Annotated in this window: 18 protein-coding genes and 1 tRNA gene; 11 read left to right on the plus strand and 8 right to left on the minus strand. The window is 72.2% G+C overall.

Going from position 1 to position 21,784, the window contains the following annotated elements:
* Positions 1 to 11: 11 nt before the first annotated feature.
* The 4 genes from clpX to ACF3NH_RS17950 form a co-directional block, all read right to left on the minus strand.
* Positions 12 to 1,268 carry an ATP-dependent Clp protease ATP-binding subunit ClpX gene (gene clpX, locus ACF3NH_RS17935; protein WP_198364584.1) on the minus strand — a complete coding sequence of 419 codons (1,257 nt, stop codon included), beginning with the start codon at positions 1,266 to 1,268 and terminating at the stop codon, positions 12 to 14.
* 205 nt (positions 1,269 to 1,473) lie between these two features.
* The gene (clpP, locus tag ACF3NH_RS17940; RefSeq protein WP_198364583.1) at positions 1,474 to 2,115 is read right to left on the minus strand and encodes an ATP-dependent Clp endopeptidase proteolytic subunit ClpP; all 642 of its coding nucleotides are present in this window, start codon (positions 2,113 to 2,115) and stop codon (positions 1,474 to 1,476) included.
* A gap of 238 nt (positions 2,116 to 2,353) precedes the next feature.
* Entirely contained in the window at positions 2,354 to 3,691 is a 1,338-nt protein-coding gene (tig, locus tag ACF3NH_RS17945) for a trigger factor (protein WP_198364582.1), read from the minus strand.
* A 46-nt stretch (positions 3,692 to 3,737) separates the two neighbouring features.
* Positions 3,738 to 3,822: transfer RNA gene (locus tag ACF3NH_RS17950), tRNA-Leu, on the minus strand.
* Positions 3,823 to 3,972: 150 nt separating this feature from the next.
* Here ACF3NH_RS17950 and ACF3NH_RS17955 point away from each other — a divergent pair.
* Both ACF3NH_RS17955 and ACF3NH_RS17960 read left to right on the plus strand, forming a co-directional pair.
* Positions 3,973 to 5,166: a pyridoxal phosphate-dependent aminotransferase gene (locus tag ACF3NH_RS17955; protein WP_198364581.1), complete on the plus strand. Its 1,194-nt coding sequence runs from the start codon at positions 3,973 to 3,975 to the stop codon at positions 5,164 to 5,166.
* A 73-nt stretch (positions 5,167 to 5,239) separates the two neighbouring features.
* Positions 5,240 to 6,196, plus strand: coding sequence for a hypothetical protein (locus ACF3NH_RS17960; protein ID WP_198364580.1), 957 nt, complete (start codon positions 5,240 to 5,242; stop codon positions 6,194 to 6,196).
* A 5-nt stretch (positions 6,197 to 6,201) separates the two neighbouring features.
* On the opposite strand, the gene ACF3NH_RS17965 is transcribed toward ACF3NH_RS17960, so the two are convergent.
* Positions 6,202 to 8,592 (minus strand): 1-deoxy-D-xylulose-5-phosphate synthase N-terminal domain-containing protein, encoded by a 2,391-nt coding sequence (locus ACF3NH_RS17965; protein ID WP_422924613.1) that lies wholly within the window; start codon positions 8,590 to 8,592, stop codon positions 6,202 to 6,204.
* A 143-nt stretch (positions 8,593 to 8,735) separates the two neighbouring features.
* On the opposite strand from ACF3NH_RS17965, the gene ACF3NH_RS17970 reads away from it, so the two are divergent.
* The gene (locus ACF3NH_RS17970) at positions 8,736 to 9,497 is read left to right on the plus strand and encodes an EAL domain-containing protein (RefSeq protein WP_422924615.1); all 762 of its coding nucleotides are present in this window, start codon (positions 8,736 to 8,738) and stop codon (positions 9,495 to 9,497) included.
* 16 nt (positions 9,498 to 9,513) lie between these two features.
* On the opposite strand, the gene ACF3NH_RS17975 is transcribed toward ACF3NH_RS17970, so the two are convergent.
* Positions 9,514 to 10,908 (minus strand): malonyl-CoA decarboxylase, encoded by a 1,395-nt coding sequence (locus ACF3NH_RS17975; protein ID WP_422924617.1) that lies wholly within the window; start codon positions 10,906 to 10,908, stop codon positions 9,514 to 9,516.
* A gap of 47 nt (positions 10,909 to 10,955) precedes the next feature.
* Positions 10,956 to 12,431, minus strand: coding sequence for an NAD(P)H-hydrate dehydratase (locus ACF3NH_RS17980; RefSeq protein ID WP_422924619.1), 1,476 nt, complete (start codon positions 12,429 to 12,431; stop codon positions 10,956 to 10,958).
* Between the two features lie 221 nt (positions 12,432 to 12,652).
* Between ACF3NH_RS17980 and ACF3NH_RS17985 the strand changes: the two genes are divergently transcribed.
* The 8 genes from ACF3NH_RS17985 to pcaB all read left to right on the plus strand — a co-directional run bounded on the left by ACF3NH_RS17985 (position 12,653) and on the right by pcaB (position 20,665).
* Positions 12,653 to 13,462, plus strand: a complete 810-nt coding sequence (locus ACF3NH_RS17985) for an ABC transporter ATP-binding protein (RefSeq protein WP_255528544.1) — start codon at positions 12,653 to 12,655, stop codon at positions 13,460 to 13,462.
* Positions 13,452 to 14,321: an ABC transporter permease gene (locus tag ACF3NH_RS17990; protein WP_198364576.1), complete on the plus strand. Its 870-nt coding sequence runs from the start codon at positions 13,452 to 13,454 to the stop codon at positions 14,319 to 14,321. Before ACF3NH_RS17985 ends, ACF3NH_RS17990 begins: the two co-directional genes overlap by 11 nt.
* 90 nt (positions 14,322 to 14,411) lie before the next feature.
* Positions 14,412 to 14,990 carry an NMCC_0638 family (lipo)protein gene (locus tag ACF3NH_RS17995; RefSeq protein WP_422924622.1) on the plus strand — a complete coding sequence of 193 codons (579 nt, stop codon included), beginning with the start codon at positions 14,412 to 14,414 and terminating at the stop codon, positions 14,988 to 14,990.
* 103 nt (positions 14,991 to 15,093) lie between these two features.
* The gene (locus ACF3NH_RS18000; RefSeq protein ID WP_198364574.1) at positions 15,094 to 16,137 is read left to right on the plus strand and encodes a TRAP transporter substrate-binding protein; all 1,044 of its coding nucleotides are present in this window, start codon (positions 15,094 to 15,096) and stop codon (positions 16,135 to 16,137) included.
* A gap of 75 nt (positions 16,138 to 16,212) precedes the next feature.
* Positions 16,213 to 16,671, plus strand: a complete 459-nt coding sequence (locus ACF3NH_RS18005; RefSeq protein ID WP_198364573.1) for a TRAP transporter small permease — start codon at positions 16,213 to 16,215, stop codon at positions 16,669 to 16,671.
* A 10-nt stretch (positions 16,672 to 16,681) separates the two neighbouring features.
* A complete protein-coding gene (locus tag ACF3NH_RS18010; RefSeq protein ID WP_422924625.1) occupies positions 16,682 to 18,007 on the plus strand; it encodes a TRAP transporter large permease in 1,326 nt (441 codons plus the stop codon).
* Between the two features lie 71 nt (positions 18,008 to 18,078).
* On the plus strand, positions 18,079 to 19,245 hold the full coding sequence (gene pcaDC, locus ACF3NH_RS18015; RefSeq protein WP_422924627.1) for a bifunctional 3-oxoadipate enol-lactonase/4-carboxymuconolactone decarboxylase PcaDC: 1,167 nt from the start codon (positions 18,079 to 18,081) through the stop codon (positions 19,243 to 19,245).
* 31 nt (positions 19,246 to 19,276) lie between these two features.
* Complete coding sequence (pcaB, locus tag ACF3NH_RS18020) at positions 19,277 to 20,665, plus strand: 3-carboxy-cis,cis-muconate cycloisomerase (protein WP_422924629.1); 1,389 nt, start codon at positions 19,277 to 19,279, stop codon at positions 20,663 to 20,665.
* Here pcaB and epmA read toward each other — a convergent pair.
* On the minus strand, positions 20,647 to 21,747 hold the full coding sequence (epmA, locus tag ACF3NH_RS18025) for an EF-P lysine aminoacylase EpmA (protein WP_422924631.1): 1,101 nt from the start codon (positions 21,745 to 21,747) through the stop codon (positions 20,647 to 20,649). The genes pcaB and epmA overlap by 19 nt on opposite strands.
* Between the last annotated feature and the right edge of the window lie 37 nt (positions 21,748 to 21,784).

The following is a 21,784-nucleotide window of genomic DNA, read 5'->3' on the forward strand; positions in this document are numbered from 1 at the left end:
GGCCGGCCCCCTCATGCGGAAGACTGCTCCGCCGCCCGTTCACCATAGATGAAGAGCGGGGCGGCGCGGCCTTCCGCCACTTCCTTGTTGACCACGACCTCCTCGACCTCCTCGAGGCCGGGAAGGTCGAACATGGTGCCGAGCAGGATGCCCTCCATGATGGAGCGCAATCCGCGGGCGCCGGTCTTGCGCTGGATGGCGCGGTTGGCCACCGACTTCAGCGCGTCGTCGGTGAAGGTCAGCTTGGTGGCCTCCATCTCGAACAGGCGCTGGTACTGCTTGACCAGGGCATTCTTCGGCTTGGTCAGGATCTCGACCAGGGCCTTCTCGTCCAGATCCTCCAGGGTGGCGACGACCGGCAGGCGGCCGATGAACTCGGGGATCAGGCCGAACTTCAGCAGATCCTCCGGCTCGACCTCGCGCAGGATGGCCCCCATCCGCCGCTCGTCGGGGCCGCGCACCTCGGCGCCGAAGCCCATGCCGGAGCCCTTGCCCTTGGCGGCGATGATCTTGTCCAGCCCGGCGAAGGCGCCGCCGCAGATGAACAGGATATTGGAGGTGTCGACCTGGAGGAATTCCTGCTGCGGGTGCTTCCGGCCGCCCTGGGGCGGGACGGAGGCCACGGTGCCTTCCATGATCTTCAGCAGCGCCTGCTGCACGCCCTCGCCGCTCACGTCGCGCGTGATCGAGGGGTTGTCGGACTTGCGGCTGATCTTGTCGACCTCGTCGATATAGACGATGCCGCGCTGCGCCCGCTCGACGTTGTAGTCGGCCGCCTGCAGCAGCTTGAGGATGATGTTCTCCACATCCTCGCCGACATAGCCCGCCTCGGTCAGCGTCGTGGCGTCGGCCATGGTGAAGGGCACGTCCAGGATGCGGGCGAGCGTCTGGGCCAGCAGGGTCTTGCCCGAGCCGGTCGGCCCCACCAGCATGATATTGGACTTGGCGATCTCGACCTCGCCGCCCTTCGCGCCATGGGCCAGGCGCTTGTAATGATTGTGCACCGCGACGGAGAGCACCTTCTTGGCGTGCTCCTGCCCGATCACGTAATCATCCAGCACCTTGCAGATCTCGCGAGGGGTCGGCACCCCGTCGCGGGACTTCACCAGATGCGTCTTGTGCTCCTCGCGGATAATATCCATGCAGAGTTCGACGCACTCGTCGCAGATGAAGACCGTCGGGCCGGCGATGAGTTTGCGGACCTCGTGCTGGGACTTGCCGCAGAACGAGCAGTAAAGGGTGTTCTTCGAGTCGCCGGACTTGCTCATGAGCGCTCCTGGACCCCCCGGCATCGGGCCGGCGGATCTTTCGGGACTGTAGCCCCCCTGTCATCCAGGGGGAAGCGGAACGGAAAAGGAGCGGCTTGACCCCCCTCCTTCCCCGCCATTCGGGGGATGACCCGTGAAACATTCCCACAGCCGGCACCGGCCAGGGCCGGGCGGTGCCGCGGGAACGGGCCCTCCCCGCTGGGGATCACCCCTTGGGCGCCTCGGTCGGCGCGGCCGGGCGCTGCTCCACCACCTGGTCGATCAGGCCGAACTCGCGGGCCTCCTCGGCGGTCAGATAGGTGTCGCGCTCCATCTTCCGCTCGATCTCCTCGAGAGACTGGCCGGTGTGATGGGCATAGATCTTGTTCAGCCGCTCGCGCGTCTTGAGGATCTCGCGCGCCTGGATGGCGATGTCCGTGGCCTGGCCCTGGGCGCCGCCGGACGGCTGGTGGATCATCACCTGGCTGTTCGGCAACGCGAAGCGCTTGCCCTTCTCGCCCGCCATCAGCAGCAGCGACCCCGCCGAGGCGGCGATTCCGAGGCAGACCGTCGAGACGGGGGCGCGGATGTACTGCATGGTGTCGTACATGGCGAGGCCCGCCGTCACCACCCCGCCCGGGCTGTTAATGTAGAAGGCGATGTCCTTGTTCGGGTTCTCGCTCTCCAGGAACAGCAACTGGGCGCAGATCAGCGAGGACATCTGATCGTAGATCGGCCCCGTCAGGAAGATGATCCGCTCCTTCAGCAGGCGCGAATAGATATCGAAGGCGCGCTCGCCCCGGGCGGTCTGCTCGACGACCATCGGGACGAGGTTGTTGTAGATTTCGACCGGATCGCGGTCCCGCATTGTGCATCCTCTCGCGGTGGCGGAGCCGGCCGGACCTGCCATGGACCCCCTGTCCATGGCCTTCCGGCTGCTGGCCGCCGCCGTCACCCTAAAGCTTCCAGGTTAACATGGGGCAGCCGGCGGCGGCGGGAAAGAGGGGGTCCCCCCGGCGCCCGAAACGGCCAGGGGCCGGGGCGGGGAACCCTCCCCGCGCCCAGCCCCCGCATTTCCGCCGAACAGCAGCAAAAACAGTCGTTAATCAGGCCGTCGGATCGGCCGAGAGCTCGCCCGCCGGAACTTCCTTCTCGCTGACCTGGGCCAGTTCCAGCATGAAATCGACCACCTTCTCCTCGAAGAGGGGCGCCCGCAGATTCTCGATCGCCTGCGGATTCTTCTGGAAGAACTCCAGCACCTGCCGCTCCTGGCCCGGGTAACGCTGGGCCTCGGTGCGCATGGCGCGGGTCAGCTCGTCATTGGAGACCTGGATGTTGTTGCTGCGGCCGATCTCGGAGAGCAGCAGGCCGAGGCGGATGCGGCGCTCGGCGATGGCCCGGTAGTCGGCCTTGAGCGTCTCCTCGTCCTTGCCCTTGTCCTCGTCGTCCAGGCGGCCCGCCTTCAGGTCGGCCTCGACGCGCTGCCAGATCTGGGCGAACTCGGCCTCGACCATGGAGGGCGGCACCTCGAAGCTGGCCTGCTCCGACAGGGCGTCGAGCAGCTTGCGCTTCACGTTGAGGCGGGAGAGCTGGTCGTACTCGCCCTGGAGGCTCTCCGTGATCCGCGTCTTCAGCTCGTCCAGGCTCTCCAGGCCGAGCTTCTTGGCGAAGTCCTCGTCGAGCGCGGGGCTGACCGGCTTCTTCAGCGCCTTGGCGGTGATCTCGAAGCGCGCCGGCTTGCCGGCCAGCTCGGCCGCCCCGTACTCGGCCGGGAAGGTCACGTCGACATTCCGGGTCTCGCCGACCTTGATGCCCTCGAGGCCCTCGGCGAAGCCCGGGATGAAGCCGGCGCCGCCGATCTCGACCGGCATGTCCTGGCCCGAGCCACCCTGGAAGGGTTCGCCCGCCGTGTCGCCCTCGACCAGGCGGCCGACGAAATCCGTCACCACCACGTCGCCCTGGGCGGCCGGACGCTCCTCGGTGACATCCTCCAGGCTGCGGTTGCGGGCGGCGATGCCCTCCAGCGCCTTGGTCACCTCCTCGTCGCCGACCTTGGCGACGGGCTTCTCCAGGCTGATGCCGGAGAAGTCGGGCAGCGGGATCTCGGGCAGCTGCTCCAGCTCGATCTTGAACTCCAGATCGGCGCCGTCCTCGAACTTCACCAGCTCGATCCTGGGCTGCATGGCCGGGCGCAGGCCGCGCTCGTCCACCACCGTCTTGGTGACGGACTGCACCTGCTCCTCCAGCACCTCGCCCATGACGGCGGAGCCATAGCGCTGCTTCACCACGCCAAGGGGCACCTTGCCCGGGCGGAAGCCCGGAAGGCGGATGTCCTTGGCCAGCGACGCCAGGCGCTGGTCCCGCGCCGCGGCGATATCCGCCGCCGGAACCACCACCGTAAAGGCCCGCTTCAGCCCGTCGGCTGCCAGCTCGGTCACCTGCATCGTCGCTCTACCCGCTCCTGAGATCAGTTCCGTGCCGGCGGTCCGGTGGTGCGGGCGGAGGGACTTGAACCCCCACGGCTTGCGCCACTGGAACCTAAATCCAGCGTGTCTGCCAATTCCACCACGCCCGCGGACGCAAAGGCCGGCGTTGTCATGAGCCGGCGCGTTTAGCGCAGCGGCGCCCTTATTGAAAGGGCGGCCGTCGCGGCGCCCGCCGGAGGCCGGCTTGCGCCCCGCCCGCCGGGGCGGCAGAGAGTAGGGCGACGACGCGGAGAACCCGTATGAGCCTGGCCAGCACCGCCACCCTCCCGCCCCTGGAAAGCCTCCCGGAGCGCGTGCGGGGCATCGAGATCAACCAGATCGCCGAGATCGCCGATCTGGCGCGGGAGGATCCCGAGGTCATCAAGCTCTGGATCGGCGAGGGCGACCTGCCGACCCCCGCCTTCGTCACCGAGGCCGCCGCCGCCGCCATGCGGGCCGGCCAGACCCGCTATACCTACGCCCTCGGCCTGCCGCGGCTGCGCCAGGCGCTGTCCGACTATCACCGCCGCCACTGGGGGGTGGAGGTGCCGGCCGGGCGCTTCACCGTCACCGCCGGCGGCATGAACGCCATCATGCAGGGACTGCAGGCCATCCTGCGCCCTGGCGACGAGGTCATCATCCCGGGCCCGCACTGGCCCAACTTGGGCGAGACCGTGAAGCTGCTGGGCGGCGTGCCGGTGGACGTGCCGCTGCGCGAGCGCGAGGGCGGCGGCTTCACCCTGGCGCTCGAGGACATCGCCGCCGCCCTCACCCCGCGCACCCGCCTCATCGCCATCAACTCCCCCTCCAACCCGACCGGCTGGGTGATGCCGAAGGCGGAGATGGTGGCGCTCCGCGACCTGGCGCGCGAGAAGGACCTCTGGCTGCTCTCGGACGAGGTCTACAACCACTACACCTATGGCAACGCCATCGCCCCCTCCTTCCTGGAGATCTGCGACGGCACGGACAAGCTGCTGGTCAGCAACACCTTCTCGAAGAACTGGGCGATGACCGGCTGGCGCGCCGGCTGGCTGATCTTCCCCGAGGGGCTGGCCCCCGTCTTCGACAATCTCGGCCAGTACAACACCACCTCGATCCCGACCTTCGTGCAGCATGCCTGCATCGCCGCGCTCGAGCAGGGCGACGACTTCATCCGCACCATGGTCGGCCGCTGCGCCGAGAGCCGGCGCATCTTCTGCGAGGGGCTGGGCGCCCTCCCCGGCATCCGGCTGCAGCCGCCGGAGGGGGCCTTCTACCTGATGTTCGGCGTCGACGGGGAGGCGGATGCCCGCGCCCTGGCGCGCCGGGTGCTGACCGAGGCCAAGGTGGGGCTGGCGCCCGGGACCGCCTTCGGCCCCGCCGGCCAGGGCCGGCTGCGCCTCTGCTTCGCCATCGATGCCGAGCTGGCGCGGGAGGCGATGCGCCGCCTGGACGGGTTCTTCCGCCGCCGCTGAGTTCCCTGGCGCCGGGCCGGCGATTGTCTATCCTGGCCCCTCCGCAGCCGGAAGTCGCGAGTCTGGAGGTGTCATGCGCGCGATCCGCCCGGAGGACGAGCCCGTCGAAGTCGCGGCGCCGGTCATCCTCTATTCCTTCGACCGCCCGGACTATCTGCGGCGGGTCTGCGCCGGCCTGCGGGCGCAGCGGGGCGTGCGGCTCGATCCGGCCGGGATCTGGCTGCTGCAGGACGGCGCCGTCTCGCCGCACACCGGGCGCCGGCGCGGCGATCCGGCCGCCATCGCGGCCAGCATCGCCGTCTTCCGCGAGGCCTTCCCGGCGGGGCAGGTGCTGGACAGCGCGCATAATCTGGGCGTGGCCCACAACATCCTGCGCGGCGAGCGCCTGGCCTTCGAGACGCTCGACGCGCCCCTGGCCTACTTCTTCGAGGACGATCTGGAGCCCGGCCCGCATTACCTCTGGGCGCTGGAGCAGCTCCGTCGCCGCAGCGAGGCCGAGCCGCGCATCGCCTATTTCGGCGCCTATGGCGATCACCGGCGCGACTATCCGGGGCCGGAGGTGAAGTACATCCCTCTGGAGCACCATTGGGGCTTCGGCCTCTACCGCCGGGCCTGGCGACGCATGGCCGACTGGCTCGCCCCCTACTACGCGCTGCTGGAGGGCCGCGACTACAACGACCGTGACCACGGGCGGATCTTCCGCCTGTGGGAGGGGCTGAGCATTGCCAGCGAGGCCTCCTCCCAGGACGCGGCCAAGAGCATCGCCTGCCTGGAGCTCGGCCTCTCCCGCGTGCTGACCACGGTCAGCTTCGGACGCTACATCGGGGAGCGCGGCAATTCCTTCTCGCCGGCGCATTTCCGCGCCATGGGCTTCGACCGCCACCGCATCGTCGCGGCGGAGGCCTTCGCCTTCCATCCGCTGGACCCGGCGCGGCTGGAGGCGGTGGACGCGCATCACCGCCGGCATTACGAGCGGCTGCGGCGCGAACGGTTCGACGCCATCCTCGCCGCGCATCCCGCGCGGGGCTGAAGCCCTCAGCCGAGCAATGCCTGGGCGCAGGCGTCCAGGATGGCATCGGTGTCGAGCCCATACTCCCGGTAGAGGTCCGGGATATCGCCCGCCTGCCCGAAATGGTCGACGCCGAGCGGCACCACCCGCTGCCCGCGCACCGCGCCCAGCCAGGCATGGGCGGAGGGATGGCCATCCAGCACCGTGACCAGGGCCGCATCCGGTGCCAGCGGCGCCAGCAGCCGTTCCACATGCGAGGGTGCCGCGCCCGGCGCGCGGCGCGCGGCGCGCCGGGCCGCCAGCCAGCCGGCATGCAGCCGGTCGGGGCTGGTGATGGCGAGCAGCCCGGCCCCCGGCTCCTCCTCGCGCAGCGCCTCGAAGGCGGCGAGCGCCTCCGGCGCCACCGGCCCCTGATAGGCGATGGCGATCCCCGCCCCCTCCGCCGGCGGCACGGCCCAGTGGCCGCCGGCGATCACCGCCGCAGGGTCGAGGTCGCGCTGCGGCTGGACGATGCCGCGGGTGGAGAGCCGCAGCCAGACCGCCGAGCCCTCCGGCTGCTGCATGTGGTGGAAGGCATGTCGCAGCAGGATGGCCAGCTCGTCGGTATGCGCCGGCTCGTAGGCGGCCAGCCGGTCCTGCGCCATGCCGATCAGCGGCGTGTTGATGCTCTGGTGCTGCCCGCCCTCCGGCGCCAGGGTCAGGCCCGAGGGGGTGGAGACCAGCAGGAAGCGGGCATCCTGGTAGCAGGCATAGATCAGCGCATCGAGGCCGCGGTTGACGAAGGGATCGTAGACCGTGCCCACCGGCAGCAGCCGCGCCCCGTGCATCCGGTCCGCCAGGCCCAGCGCGCCCAGCACGAGGAAGAGGTTCTGCTCGGCGATGCCGAGTTCCACGTGCTGCCCCTTGGGCGACATCCCCCAGCGCTGCGCCGAGGCCAGCTTGGAGTCGCGGAAGACATCGTTCTTCAGGTGGCGGTCGAAGATACCGCGCCGGTTCACCCAGGGGCCGAGGCTGGTGGAGACGGTGACGTCCGGGCTGGTGGTGACGATGCGCGACGCCATCGGCGCCAGCTCCCGCCCGCCGCGGCCGATCTCGGCCATCATCTCGCCGAAGCCCGCCTGGGTCGAGAGCATGCGGTTGGGCGGCAGGCGCGGCGGCGCCAGCGCCGCCGGCACCGGAACCTCGGGCGCCGTCAGGCTGCGCCCCTCCTCCGCCAGGGGTCTGGCGAAGGGCACCGAGGCCAGGAAGGCCTCCAGCTCGGCCTCCGGGATGTCGAGCCCCTCGAAACGGTCCCATTCATGGCCCGGCCGGATGCCCATCCCGTCGCGGAAGGCGAGCATCTGCTCCCGGGTCATCAGCCCGGCGTGGTTGTCCTTGTGCCCGGCGAAGGGCAGGCCCATGCCCTTGACGGTATAGGCGATGAAGCAGGTCGGCTGGTCGCCCGCCGCCTCCTGCGCGCGGAAGGCCTCGGTCAGGGTCTCGATGTCGTGCCCGCCGAGATTGGTCATCAGCGCGCCCAGCTCCTCGTCGGTGAGGGGGTCGATGATGGCGCGGATGCCGGGGAGGCGGCCGAGCTCGGCCAGGATGGCGGCGCGCCAGGCGGCGCCGCCCTGGAAGGTGAGCGCGGCATAGAGGCTGTTCGGGCAGTCGTCGATCCAGCGGCGGAGATGCTCGCCCTCCTCGCGGGCGAAGGCGGCCTCCAGCCTGCGCCCGTACTTCAGCGTGACGACGTTCCAGCCCATGTCGCGGAACAGCCCCTCGATGCGCCCGAAGAGCCGGTCCGGCACCACGGAATCGAGGCTTTGCCGGTTGTAGTCGATCACCCACCAGACATCGCGGACGTCGTGCTTCCAGCCCTCCAGCAGGGCCTCGTAGATATTGCCCTCGTCCAGCTCCGCATCACCCACGATGGCGACATGGCGGCCCTTGGGCATGCCCGGCCGCGCCAGGCCATGCAGGTGGACATAGTCCTGCACCAGCGCGGCGAAGCTGGTCAGCGCCACGCCGAGCCCGACCGAGCCGGTGGAGAAGTCCACCTCCGCCCCGTCCTTCACCCGGCTCGGATAGGGCTGGATGCCGCCGAACTGCCGCAGCGTCGCGAGCTTCTCCCGCTCCTGCCGGCCGAGCAGATAGTTGACGGCATGGAACACCGGCCCGGCATGCGGCTTCACCGCGATGCGGTCCTGCGGCCGCAGGATGTCGAAATAGAGCGCCGTCATGATGGCGGCGACCGAGGCCGAGGAGGCCTGGTGGCCGCCGACCTTCAGCCCGTCCCGGTTGGGGCGGATGTGGTTGGCGTTGTGGATGGTCCAGGCCGAGAGCCAGAGCAGCTTGCGCTCCAGCGCCTGCAGCAGCTTCAGCCGCCGGGAAGGGTCCTGCTCGGGGCGCAGCGCGCGGGGGTCGGGCGTGGCGTTCATGGATCTCCCCTTCCGTCCTTCCTGGGACCTTGTCGGAACAGGCTACAGACGGGCCGGCGATCCACCAAGCGTCGCGGCATTAACGCCCCGGCAGGACAGGTGGAGGCAGACTTCCCTCCTGCCTGCGCCAAGGGACCGTCCCCGTGCCCGACCACCTCTCCCTCGCCTGCCGGGGCGGCCAGAAGCCGCGCCCGGCCCTGCCGCCGCTGTCCATGGCCTTCCAGCCGATCCTGCGCTGGAGCGGCGCGGGACGGGAGCTTTTCGGCTTCGAGGCGCTGGTGCGCGGCCCCGCCGGGGAGGGCGCCGGCAGCGTCATGGCACAAGTGAACCACCGCAACCGCTTTGCCTTCGACCGGTGCTGCCGCCTCCGCGCCATCGAGCTGGCGGCGGAACTCGGCCTGGCGGGGACCGGGGCGGCCCTGTCGCTGAACATCCTGCCCGGCGCCGCGACGGCGTCCGAGGCCTGCATCCGCGCCACCCTGGCCGCCGCGCGGCGCGCCGGCCTGTCCCGGCGGCACCTGATCCTGGAGATGACCGAGCAGGAGGCGATGCTGCATCCGGCCCAGCTGCAGGCCCTGATGGACGGCTGCCGCGCCCTGGGCTTCCGCATCGCCATCGACGATTTCGGCGCCGGCTACTCGGGCCTGGTGCTGCTGACCCGCTTCCGCCCCGACATCGTGAAGCTCGACATGGAACTGCTGCGCGGCGTGGACGCCGATCCGGCGCGCCGCGTCATCCTGCGCCACCTCGCCGCCATGTGCGCCGAGCTCGGCATCGCCGTGGTTGCCGAAGGGGTGGAGACCCGGCCGGAATTCGAGGCCCTGCGCGACCTCGGCATCCAGCTCTTCCAGGGCTACTACTTCGGCCGCCCCGGCTTCGAGCACCTGCCCGGCCTGGCGGCCTGACGGGGGCGGGGCCGGCTCAGACGCTGCGCGCCAGCTTGCGCAGACTGGTCGCCGCCGCCCGGCTGCCCTCGCCGACATAGGCCTCGTGATAGTCCTCGATCTTCGCCGGGTCGTAGAGATAGTTCACCATGAAGCCGAGGCTTTCACGCATGCCCTTCTCGGAGGTGTCGCCGCGCCAGCAGATCCGCTCGACCCGCGCGCCGTTCGAGAGATGGAAGTGCCCGACCGGATCGCGCGCCCGGCGGCCGCCCCGTCCCGTCTCCAGCACCAGGTAGCGGGCGCAGAGCCGGGTGAGGATGGCTTCCGCCTTCGGCGCCCAGCGCGCCGGCAGCGTCCTCGGCGAGGCCAGCAGGGCGCGCAGCGCGGCCTCGCCGCTCTCCAGGCCGGAAACCTCCGCCAGTTGCCGGGCTTCCTCCTCGCTGAGCAGCTTCGGCTCCTCCGCCGCCAGCCTCTCCTCCAGCCAGCGCCGGAAGCCCGGGATCGGCGAGAGGGTCGAGAAGGCCTTGATGTTCGGCAGGTCCTGGGACAGCAGCGCGACCACCCGCTTGATCAGGAAATTGCCGAAGGAAATGCCATCCAGCCCGCGCTGGCAGTTGTTGATCGAGTAGAAGATCGCGGTATCCGCCTTGCGCGGGTCCTGCACCGGCGCCTTCTCGTCCAGCAGCTTCTGCACCGAGCCGGACAGGCCCTGCACCAGCGCCACCTCGACGAAGATCAGCGGCTCCTCGGGCATGCGGGGGTGGAAGAAGGCGTAGCAGCGGCGGTCGGAATCCAGCCGGTTCTTGAGGTCGCGCCAGGTGCGGATGCGATGCACCGCCTCATAGCCCACCAGCTTCTCCAGCAGCGCGGCGGGCGAGTGCCAGTCGATGCTGCGCAGCTCCAGGAAGCCGAGGTCGAACCAGCTGGCGAAGAGGCCGCGCAGGTCGGCGTCCAGCGCCAGCAGCATCGGGTCCTGGCCCATGACCCGCAGCAGATCGGCCCGCAGATCGACCAGGAACTTCATGCCGTCGGGGATGGTGGTGAACTGGGTCAGCAGGCGCAGGCGCGGCGGCTCCAGCACGCGGCGCAGCTTCGCCTTGGCGGCCGCCCGCGCGGCGCCGTCGCGGGCGGCGCTGACCTCGCGCATCGCCGCCTCGACCGCCACCGGATCGGAATCGAAGCCCGCCAGCGCTCGGAAGAAGGCCATGCGCCCGGCCGGGTCGAGGGCCAGGTAGGATTGCGCCAGGCTCGCCGCGCGGTTCCGCGCCGAGATCTCGCCGCCCGGCGCCTCCAGGCTGGCGCGCAGGCGCGTCTCCCAGGAGGCATCCTCCGCCGGGGCCGAGACGGAGGAGGCCATGTCACGCCAGAGCAGGGCGACACGCTTCAGCGCCCGGTCAAAAAGGCCTGGTTCCGCGACGGCGACATCGGACATGGGGGGTTCCTCGGTAGCGGGCCCGGCGGCAGGCCGGGCTTTGTAATTCAACGAAATATATGGTGAGGAGGTTGCCCTATCCCAGCCCGCCGGGAAAGCGCGAAGGCGAAGCTCTCGGCGATGTGGGGCAGCAGGTCCTCGGCGATCAGCGGGCTCCCCGGAGGGCGCCCCCCGAGCGCGCGGCGGGCCGCCTCGCCGTGCAGCCAGACGGCGGCGCAGGCGGCCTCGAAGGCCGGCAGGCCCTGTGCCAACAGCCCCGCCGCGAGACCGGCCAGCACGTCGCCGCTGCCGGCGGTGGCCAGGGCGGGCGGGGCGTTGTCGTTGATGGCGGCGCGGCCGTCGGGGGCTGCGATGATGCTGTCGGAGCCCTTCAGGACCACCACGGCGCCGGTCGCCGCCGCCGCGCCACGGGCGGCGGACAGGCGATCCGCGCCGGGCGGGCCGAAGACCCGGGCGAACTCGCCCGCATGCGGCGTGAGAATGGCGGCGCCACGCAGCCGGTCCGGCGCGCCGGCGGCCGCGCTGAGCGCCCCGCCATCCGCCACCACGGCGCGCCCGGCCGCCAGGAGACGCGCCAGCACCGCCAGCGTCTCCGCCGAGGGCGGCAGGCCGGGCCCGACCAGCCAGGCATGGCGCCGCGTGTCCGCCAACAGCGCCTGGAGCGGCGACTCCGTTACCAGATGGCCCGGCTCATCGGCGCGGAACAGCGCGGCGGTGGTGGCATCCGCGGTGGCGAGGCTGACCAGCCCGGCCCCCGCGCGCCGCGCCGCCGCCGCCGCCAGCCGCGCCGCCCCCGGCATCTCCGCCCCGGCGGGAATCGTCAGATGGCCCTGGGCGAACTTGTGGCTCTCCGATGTGCGGCGCGGCAGCGTCCACAGCCAGGGCCCGTTGTGGAAGCAATGCACGCCCAGGCCCGGCAGCACCGCCTCCGGCAGGCCGATCGGCGCCAGCACCGTCTCGCCGCAGAGGTCGCGCCCCGGCAGCAGCAGGTGGCCCGGCTTGCGGCGGAAGAAGGTGACGGTGAGCGCGGCCGGCGTCACGGGGCCGCGTGGCTGGCCGGTGGCGCCATCCAGGCCCGAGGGCACATCCACCGCGACCACCGGCCCGCCGGCCGCGCCCAGGACCGCCGCGACCTCCGCCGGCAGATCGCGCGTCAGGCCGGCGCCGAGCACGGCATCCACCACCAGCGCCGCGCGCGCCGCCTCGCCGGGCGCGAAGGGCAGCACCGGCCCGCGCCATGCGGCGGCGGCGAGCGCCGCGTCGCTGCCTGGTCGGGGTGGCGCGAGCGCGGCCACCGCCACCGGCCAGCCGGCCTGCTCCAGCCGCCGGGCCACGACATAGCCATCGCCGCCATTGTTGCCCGGCCCGGCCAGGACCAGGGTGCGGCAGGGCCGGAAGCGGGCGCGGATGGCCTGGGCGACCGCCTGCCCCGCCGCCTGCATCAGGGCTAGGCCGGACAGGCCCCCGGCGATCGCCGCCGCATCGGCCCGTGCCATCTCCTCCGGGGTCAGCAACTCGTTCATCTCCACGCTCCTCGGCGCCATGGGGAGGGAATGTCGCCCGCCCCGCCCGTCTCCGCGAGAGGGACCGCGATGCCCGGATCGCGGGCGCCCTGCCCCGGGCCCGGGCAGACCAGGGCGTGCCCGCCCGCCCGCCCGGCGCGCCGGCATGGCCCGGGGCTTGCTTCCAGGGTCCCCCGGGGGCCGGGCTGAAGGTCCCCGAGGATGGAGGCGGGATGGCGGCGATGGAACGCCCATTTGTCGAGATTGATGGGGTCTCCCTGCGCTATGGCGGCGCGGAGGGGACGCTGGCGCTGCGGGATGTCTCGCTCACCGTGGGGCGGGGCGAGTTCGTCGCCGTGGTCGGCCCCTCGGGCTGTGGCAAGTCGACGCTGATGAAGCTGGTCTCCGGCCTCTGGCCCTCCAGCGCCGGCAGCGTCATCGTCGGCGGGCGCGAGGTGGACCGGCCGCTCCCGCTCGTCGGCATGGCCTTCCAGAACCCGACCCTGCTGCCGTGGCGCAGCATCCTGGCCAATGTGATGCTGCCGCTGGAGGTGGTCGAGCCGCACCGCCGCCGCCTCCGCGGCGAGCGCGCCGCCTATGAGGAGAAGGCGCGCCGGCTGCTGGCCATGGTCGGCCTCGCCGGCTTCGAGGCGAAGCACCCCTATCAGCTTTCCGGCGGCATGCAGCAGCGCGCCAGCCTCTGCCGCGCGCTGATCCACGATCCGCAGCTGCTGATGCTGGACGAGCCCTTCGGCGCCCTCGACATCTTCACCCGCGAGGATCTCTGGAGCCAGTTGCAGGGGGTCTGCCTGACGCTGAAGCCCACCGTGATCCTGGTCACGCACGATCTGAAGGAAGCCGTCTACCTGGCCGACCGCGTGCTGGTCATGTCCGGCCGGCCGGGCCGCATCCTGGTCGAGCGGCGCATCCCCTTCCCGCGTCCGCGCAGCCTGGACGATAGCTACAGGCAGGACTTCCAGGACCTGGTGCACGAGTTGCGCGACCACATCAACACCGCCCGCAAGGGGGAGGAACGACCGGATGCCGCCTGAGACCGGACCCTCGGCGGCGCGCGGCGCGGCCAATGCCCGTCGCGTCGAGGCCATGGCCACCGCCGCGCGCCGCCGCCGCCGGCTGCAGCGGCTGCTGCCCTGGCTCGTCATCCTGGGCAGCTTCCTGCTCTGGGAGGCGGTGGTGCGCGGCTTCGCCATCGACGCCTTCATCCTGCCGGCGCCCTCCGCCATCCTGGCCAGCATGATCCAGTGGTGGCAGCCGCTGCTGGAGAACGCCTGGCAGACGCTGATGACGACGCTGATCGGCTTCGGCCTCGCCATCGTCTTCGGCCTGCTGCTCGGTGTCGCCATCGGCAGCTCGGCGCTGCTCTATCATGGGCTCTACCCGCTGCTGATCGGCTTCAACTCGGTGCCCAAGGTGGCGGTGGTGCCGATCCTGGTGATCTGGTTCGGCATCGGCACCGTGCCGGCCATCATCACCGCCTTCCTGATCAGCTTCTTCCCGATCGTGGTGAATGTCGCGACCGGCATCGCCACCGTCGAGCCGGAGCTGCGCGACGTGCTGCGGGCGCTCGGCGCGCGGCGGACCGACATCATCCGCAAGGTCGGCCTGCCGCGCGCGATGCCCTACTTCTTCGCCTCGCTGAAGATCGCCATCACGGTCGCCTTCGTCGGCTCGATCCTGGCCGAGACGGTCGGCTCCAACAGCGGCATCGGCCAGTTGATGATGCTGGCCAGCAGCCGCTTCGACGTGCCGCTGGTCTTCGCCGGGCTGATGGTCACGGCCATCATGGGCGTCGCCATGTACGCCGTCGCCGTGGCGATCGAGGAGCGCACCACCGGATGGGCGATGCGCGGGCAGGCGGACCAGGGCGTTGCCTCCGTCCCCGGAGGCTGAGATGCGGGGCGGCTGAGGCGAGGCGCGGACTGGACGGCGGCGGCGAATCGGGGCCTCCTCTGCCCCCGCCCCGTCATCGCAGGAGATGCCATGCCCCGTTCGACCGTGCTCCTGGCCGCGCCGCTGGCGCTGATGGCGGGCTGCGCGACGGCGCCGGACCCGGCGCCGACGCCTCCGCCACCCTCGCCCGCCCAGGCGCGCCAGGCCGCGGAGACTGCGATCGCCATCTTCGAGGCGGCCTGCCTGGCGGCGGAGGATGCCGCGCGCCGGGAGGCCTGGCTGACCGCCGCGGGCTACCGGGCCGCCCTGGCGGTGCGGAAGGGCCAGGAGGTCGCCACGCCGGGCCGGCAGGTCTGGATCGGCCCCGATCCGGCACAGCCGCTCGCCGTGACGCTGCGGCCCGGCCAGGCCGATTGCGCCGTGCTCTCCCCGCTCGGTGACGCCGCGGCGGCCGGGCAGGCCTTCGATGCCATGATGTCGCGCCACCTCGCCCGCATCGCCGGCGCCGCGACGCGGGAAGAGACGGCGGCGGAGGGCATCCTGCTCCAGCGCAGCTATCGCATCCCGCCGGCCGGGGCCGGGGCGCCGGCGGCCCGCATCGAGCTCTCGGCCCGGCCGGTGGCGGAGGGGCGCCCGGCGCTGCTCATCGCGCTGGATCACCCCGGCTGAGGCGCCTCGCATGGCGAAGCGTCATGGCGCCGGCGGGAACTCTGCTACAGTCGCGGCAGAAGCGGCCGCGCCGCGACACGGCCACAAGGCCAGGAGGGAAAGCATGTCCAAGATCTCGCGCCGCCGGCTTTCGCTCGCGGCCGCCGGCCTGCTGGCGGCACCGGCGCTCCCGCGGCCGGCCCGGGCGCAGGGCGAAACCCTGCGGCTGCACCATTTCCTGCCGCCGGGCTCCAACATCCACCGCAACTTCCTGGCGCCATGGGCCAGGAAGGTCGAGGCGGCGACCGACGGCCAGCTCCGCATCCGGCTCTTTCCCGCCATGCAGCTCGGCGGCGCGCCGCCGCAGCTCTATGACCAGGCGCGCGATGGCGTCGCTGATATCGTCTGGACCCTGCCGGGCTACACGGCCGGGCGTTTCCCGCGCATCGAGGCGCTGGAGCTGCCCTTCGTCGCGGACCGCGGCGGGGTGGCGAATGCCCGCGCCGCCCAGGCTTTCGCCGCGCGGCATCTGGCGCAGGAATTCGGCGAGGTGCATCCGCTCTGCTTCTGGGCGCATGACGCCGGGCTGATCCATTCCCGCACGCCGGTCCGCACCCTGGAGGATCTGCGCGGGCTGAAGCTGCGCTTCCCGACGCGGCAGGCCGGCGAGGCGCTGCGCGTCCTCGGCGCCGCGCCGATCGGCATGCCGGTGCCGCAGGTGCCGGAGGCGCTGACCCAGGGTGTGCTGGACGGCGCCGTGGTGCCGTGGGAGGTGGTGCCGTCGATCAAGCTCCAGGAGCTGGTGAGGAACCACACCGCCTTCCCTGGCAGCCCGACCTTCTATACCGCGACCAACGTGCTGGCCATGAACAAGGCGCGCTACGAGGGTCTGCCGGCCGAGTTGCGGCGCGCGCTTGACGCGCAGTCGGGCGACGCGGCCGCCGCCATGGTCGGCGCCACGCTGGACGAGCAGGCCGTCACCGTCTCCGAGCTGGCGCGCAAGCGCGGCAACACGCTGATCGAGCTGGAACCGGCCGAGGCGGCGCGCTGGCGGGAGGCAACGAAGCCGGTGGTCGAGGCCTGGCTCGCGCAGATGCGCGGACGCGGCATCGACGGCGAGGCGCTGCTCGCCGACGCGCAGGCCCTGTTCCGCCAGTTCGCCAGCTAGGGGCCGCCGCTCCTGTCCACCTCCTCCGAAGCGCCCCGCGCGGCGCGCCAGATCGACGCGGCGGCCGGGTCCCTGATGCTGGCGGGCAGCCTGCTGCTGATCGCCACCGCCCTGCTGACCACCGCCAGCGTGCTGCGCCGGTGGGTGGCGGGCCTGCCCATTCCGGGCGATTTCGAGCTGGTGCAGATGGGCAGCGGCCTGGCCGTCGCCGGCTTCCTCGCCTGGGGCACGCTGCGCCGCAGCCACATCATGGTGGACAGCCTCACCGGCTGGCTGCCGGCCCGGCTGCAGGCCGCCATCGACAGCTTCTGGAACCTGGTCTGGGCGCTGGTCGCCGGACTGCTGGCCTGGCGCATGGCGCTCGGCGCCGCCGACGCCTGGGCCAGCGACACCCGAAGCATGGTGCTCTCCCTGCCGATCTGGTGGGCCATCGCGCTCGGCGCGCTGGGCTTCGGCGTCACCGCCCTCGCCGCCCTGCTCGCCGCCCTCGGACCGGCCGGCCGGACCTCCGCCCCCGTGAGCCCAGCCCTGTGAGCCCCACCCCATGAGCGAGGAGATCCTGCAGGCCGGCGCCGGCTTCGGCGTCCTGCTGCTGCTGATCGCGCTGCGCGCGCCGGTCGGCCTGGCGATGCTGCTGACCGGCGCGCTCGGCTATCAGCATATCCTGGGCTGGGGCGCGCTCGGCAACTACCTCAAGGCCACACCCTACCACCTCTTCTCCAGCTACACCCTCTCGGTGATCCCGCTCTTCATCCTGATGGGAGCGATCGCCGAGCGGGGCGGGCTGGCGCGCGATCTCTTCATCGCCGCCCAGGCGCTGGTCGGCGGCCGGCGTGGCGGGCTGGCCATCGGCGTCATCGGCGCCTGCGCCGCCTTCGGTGCGGTCTGCGGCTCCTCGGTCGCCACCACCGCCACCTTCGGCCGCGCCGCCCTGCCCGAGCTCCGGCGCTACGGCTACGACCCCGGCCTCGCCTGCGGCACCATCGCCGTGGGCGGCACCATGGGCATCCTGATCCCGCCCAGCGTGATCCTGGTGATCTATGCCATCAGCACCGAGCAGAACATCGCCAAGCTGTTCATGGCGGCGCTGCTGCCGGGACTGATGGCGACGCTGTTCTATATCCTGGCGGCGGCGCTGGTGGCGCGGTTCAGGCCCGCCGTCATGCCGGTGGCGCCGCGCCTGGCGCCGGGCGAGCGACGGGCCGCGATGCTTCGCGTCCTGCCGGTGCTGAGCATCGCCGTGGTGGTGGTGGGCGGCATCTATGGCGGCATCTTCACGCCCACCGAGAGCGCCGCCATCGGCGTCGTCGCCACCCTGGCGGTCGCGCTGCTGCGCCGCAGCCTCGCGCCGGCCGAGCTGCTTGGCGCGCTGCGCGGCACGGCGGAGACCACGGCGATGATCTTCGCCATCCTGCTGGGGGCCGAGGTCTTCAACGCCTTCCTGGCGCTGACCCAGGCGCCCGACCTGCTGGCGGAATGGATCGTCGCGCTGGCGCTGCCGCCGCATGGCGTGCTGGCCCTGCTGCTGCTGGCCTATATCGTGCTCGGCGCGGTGATGGACGAGATGGCGATGATCCTGCTCACCCTGCCGGTGTTCTTCCCCATCGTCACCGCGCTCGATTTCGGCCTGACGGCGGAGGAGACGGCGCTCTGGTTCGGCATCCTGGTGCTGGCCGTGGTCGGCATCGGCCTCACCGCGCCGCCCATCGGGCTGAATGTCTTCGTGGTCTCGGGCCTGGCGCGGGACGTGCCGATCCTTCGCATCTATCGCGGAGTGCTGCCCTTCCTGGCGACGGATCTGCTCCGTCTCCTGCTGTGCGTCGCTTTCCCTGGAGTTTCCCTGGCGCTGGTGCGCTGGCTCGGAGGATGATCGCGCTCCAGGCGAGTCAGGCCGTGACCATGCGCCACCGCCAACCTTTTTCATCGGGACAGGATTGAGGCATGTTCGTCCAGATCGGGGACCATCTGGTGCATTGCGTGGTGGAGGGCGAGGCGGAGGCGCCGCCGCTGCTGCTGCTGCATTCCATCGGCACGACGCAGCATGTCTGGGACCCGCAGGCCCCGGCCCTGGCGCGCCGCTTCCGCGTCATCCGCCCCGACATGCGCGGCCATGGGCTGAGCGGGGTCACGCCGGGCGACTACACCATGGCGGGGCTGGCGGGGGATCTCGTGGCGCTGCTCGACGCCCTCGGCATCGAGCGCGCGCATGTCGCCGGCCTGTCGATCGGCGGCCGCATCGCGCAGCAGCTGGCGGCGGACGCGCCGGAGCGCGTGCAGTCGCTGCTGCTCATCGACACCGCGCTGGAATTCCCCGAGCCCTCGCTCTGGCAGCAGCGGATCGACGCCGTGCGCCAGCATGGCACCGAGGCGCTGGTCGAGGCCGTCATGCCGCGCTGGGTGGTGGACCCCACGACACCCTCGGCCCAGGGCCTGCGCCGGATGCTGCTGCGCACCGACCGGATCGGCTATGCCGCGGCGGCGGCGGCGCTGCGCGACGCGCGGGCGGAGGATGTGCGCGGCCGCATCCGCGCGCCGGCCACGGTGATCATGGGCGAGCACGACCCTGCCTCGCCCCTGCCGGCCGCCGAGGCGCTGCGCGACAGCATTCCGGGCGCGCGGCTGGTCGTGCTGCCGGCGGCCAGCCACATCCCGAATTACGAGGCGGCCGAGGGACTGACGGCGGCCATGCTGGCGCATCTCGCGGCGCAGCCGCCGGAAGCCGCCGCCGCCGCCGATCCGCTGGAGGCCGGCATGGCGGTGCGCCGGGCGGTGCTGGGGGAGGCGCATGTCGCCCGCGCCACCGCCGCCGCCACGGCGCTCGACGCACCCTTCCAGGACTACATCGCCCGCAATGTCTGGGGGCAGATCTGGACCCGGCCCGGCCTGCCGCGCCACACGCGCAGCCTGCTGACGCTCGCCATGATGGCGGCCCTCGGCCGCGACGACGAGTTCGCGCTGCATGTCCGCGCGACGCGGCAGACCGGCGTCACGCCGGAGGAGCTGGCGGAGGTCCTGCTGCAACTCGGCGCCTATGCCGGCGTGCCGGCGGCGAACCACGCGCTGAAGCTGGCCAAGGAGACCTATCGCCAGATGGAGGACGTGCCATGACGATATCCGCCGCGCCGAGGGGCCGCCGCTGATGCTCTCGGTCAATCCCGCCGACGGCGTGGTGCTCTCCGTGCTCTACGGCACCGATGCCATGCGCGACATCATCGGCGAGCGCGCCTTCCTGGCCAGGATGCTGGAGGTAGAGGCGGCGCTGGCCCGGGCGCAGGCCGGGCTCGGCATCATTCCCGCCGAGGCCGCCGCGGCGATCGAGGCGGCGGCCGACCTCTCCCGCTTCGATCTCCCCGCCCTGGCCCGCGCCACGCAGAACACCGGCTATCCCGTGGTCGGGCTGGTGAAGCAGCTCTCCGCCCTGGCCGGTGCCGAGGCCGGGCGCTGGACGCACTGGGGCGCCACCACCCAGGACATCATGGACACCGCCGTCGTGCTGCAGCTGCGCGAGGCCTTCGCGCTGATCGGCGCCGACCTGGACCGGCTGATCCGCGCCCTGGCCGGGCAGGCGGAGCGGCACCGCGGCCTGGTGATGGCCGGGCGCACGCACCTGCAGCACGCACTTCCCGTCACCTTCGGCTACAAATGCGCCATCTGGCTCTCGCCGCTGATCTCGATGCGCGAGCGGTTGGAGCAGTTGCTGCCGCGCGTGCTGAAGGTGCAGTTCGGCGGTGCCGCCGGCACGCTGGCCTCGCTCGGCGAGGACGGCATCCCGGTGGCCGGGGCGCTGGCCGCGCAGCTCCGCCTCGCCCTGCCCGACGCGCCCTGGCACGCGGCGCGGGACGGCATGGCCGAGGCGGTCTGCTTCCTCGGCCTGCTGACCGGCGCGCTGTCCAAGTTCGCCACCGACATCGTGCTGCTGATGCAGACGGAGGTGGCCGAGGTCTTCGAGCCGCACGCGCCGGGCCGCGGCGGCTCCTCCACCATGCCGCAGAAGCGCAACCCGATCGCCTGTGAGTACATCCTCGCCCAGACGCGCGGCGTGCAGGCGCTGGTGCCGCAGATGCTCGGCGCCATGGCGATCGACCAGGAGCGCGGCACCGGCCCCTGGCAGACCGAGCCGCTGGTCCTGCCCCAGGCCTTCACCCTGGCGCATGGCGCGCTGGTTCAGGCCATCACCATCGCCGAGGGGCTGACGGTGGATGCGGAGCGGATGGGCGCCAATCTCGATTCCACCGGCGGCCTGATCGTCGCCGAGGCGGTGATGATGGGCCTGGCGCCGGCCATCGGGCGCGGGGCGGCGCATGACGCGGTGCACCAGGCCTGCGACCTGGCGCTGGCCGAGCGCATCCCGCTGGCCGAGGCCCTGTCACGCGATGCCTGCGTCAGCGCCGCCCTCAGCCGCGCCAGCATCGACCGGCTGACGAACCCGGCGAACTACCTCGGCAGCGCCGATGCCTTCATCGACCGCGTGCTGGCGCGGCTGGAACGGGGCGCTGGCGGCGGCGAGGCTCAGCCGGCCGCCTCGTAGGGCCACCCCCCGAGCGCCAGCGTGTCGCTGACCCGCCCGACGCCCGCCGCCAGCATCGCCAGCCGGTCGAAGCCCAGGGCGATGCCGGCGGTGGGTGGCATGCCGTGGCGCAGCGCCGCCAGGAAGTCCTCGTCCACCGGCCAGCCCTCGCCATAGAGCCGCCGACGCTCGGCGACGTCGCGGGCGAAACGCGCGGCCTGCTCGGTCGGGTCGGTCAGCTCGTCGAAGGCATTGGCCAGTTCGAGGCCGGCGACGAAAAGCTCGAAGCGCAGGGCGACGCGCGGATCGGCCGGGTCGCGCCGCGCCAGCGCCGCCTGCGGCGCCGGCCAGTGGGTCAGGAAGGTGGCGCGGCCGCGCCCGAGATGCGGCTCCACCCGCTCCAGCAGCAGGCGGAAGAACAGGTCCTCCCAGCCTTCCTCGCCGCGCGGGGCGACGCCGATGGCGGCGGCGGCGGCGCGCAGGGCGGCGGCATCCCCCTCGCCCGCCGCATCGAGCGTGGCCAGCAGGTCGAGCCCGCCGCAATGGCGGCGGAAGGCCTCGGCCAGGCTCAGCCGCTCGAAGGGAAGGGACAGGTCGGTGGTCACGCCGCCATGGGATACCGTGGGCGGCAGCACCGCCCGCAGATAGGCCCCGGTCTCCGCCATCAGCGGCTCCAGGCCGAAGCCGGGGCGGTACCATTCCAGCATGGTGAATTCCGGCGCGTGGCGCGGTCCGACCTCGCCGTTGCGCCAGACCCGCGCCAGCTCGAAGACCGGCCCGCTCCCGGCCACCAGAAGGCGCTTGATGGCCAGTTCGGGCGAGGTGCGGAGCCAGAGGGGATAGCCCCCCTCGTCCAGGATCGGCCGGAACTCGCTGCGGAAGGCGGCCAGGTGCACCTCCATCCCCGGCGCCGGCACCAGGGCGGGCGTCTCCACCTCCCAGTAGCCGCGCGCGGCGAAGAAGGCGCGCGTCTCCGCCACCAGCCGGGCGCGGCGGCGCAGCGCCGGCAGCCGCGCGGCCAGGCTGTCCGGATGCCAGAAGGGATGAGGTGGGGGCGGCGGGCCGGTCCTGCCGGCGCGGGGCTGGGACGCGTCTTCGGGCATTGCGGGCGGGCCTCCTCCGGGCGTAAGCGGCGCGACC

The organism is Pseudoroseomonas sp. WGS1072, assembly GCF_049340465.1.
Taxonomy (GTDB): Bacteria; Pseudomonadota; Alphaproteobacteria; order Acetobacterales; family Acetobacteraceae; genus Pseudoroseomonas.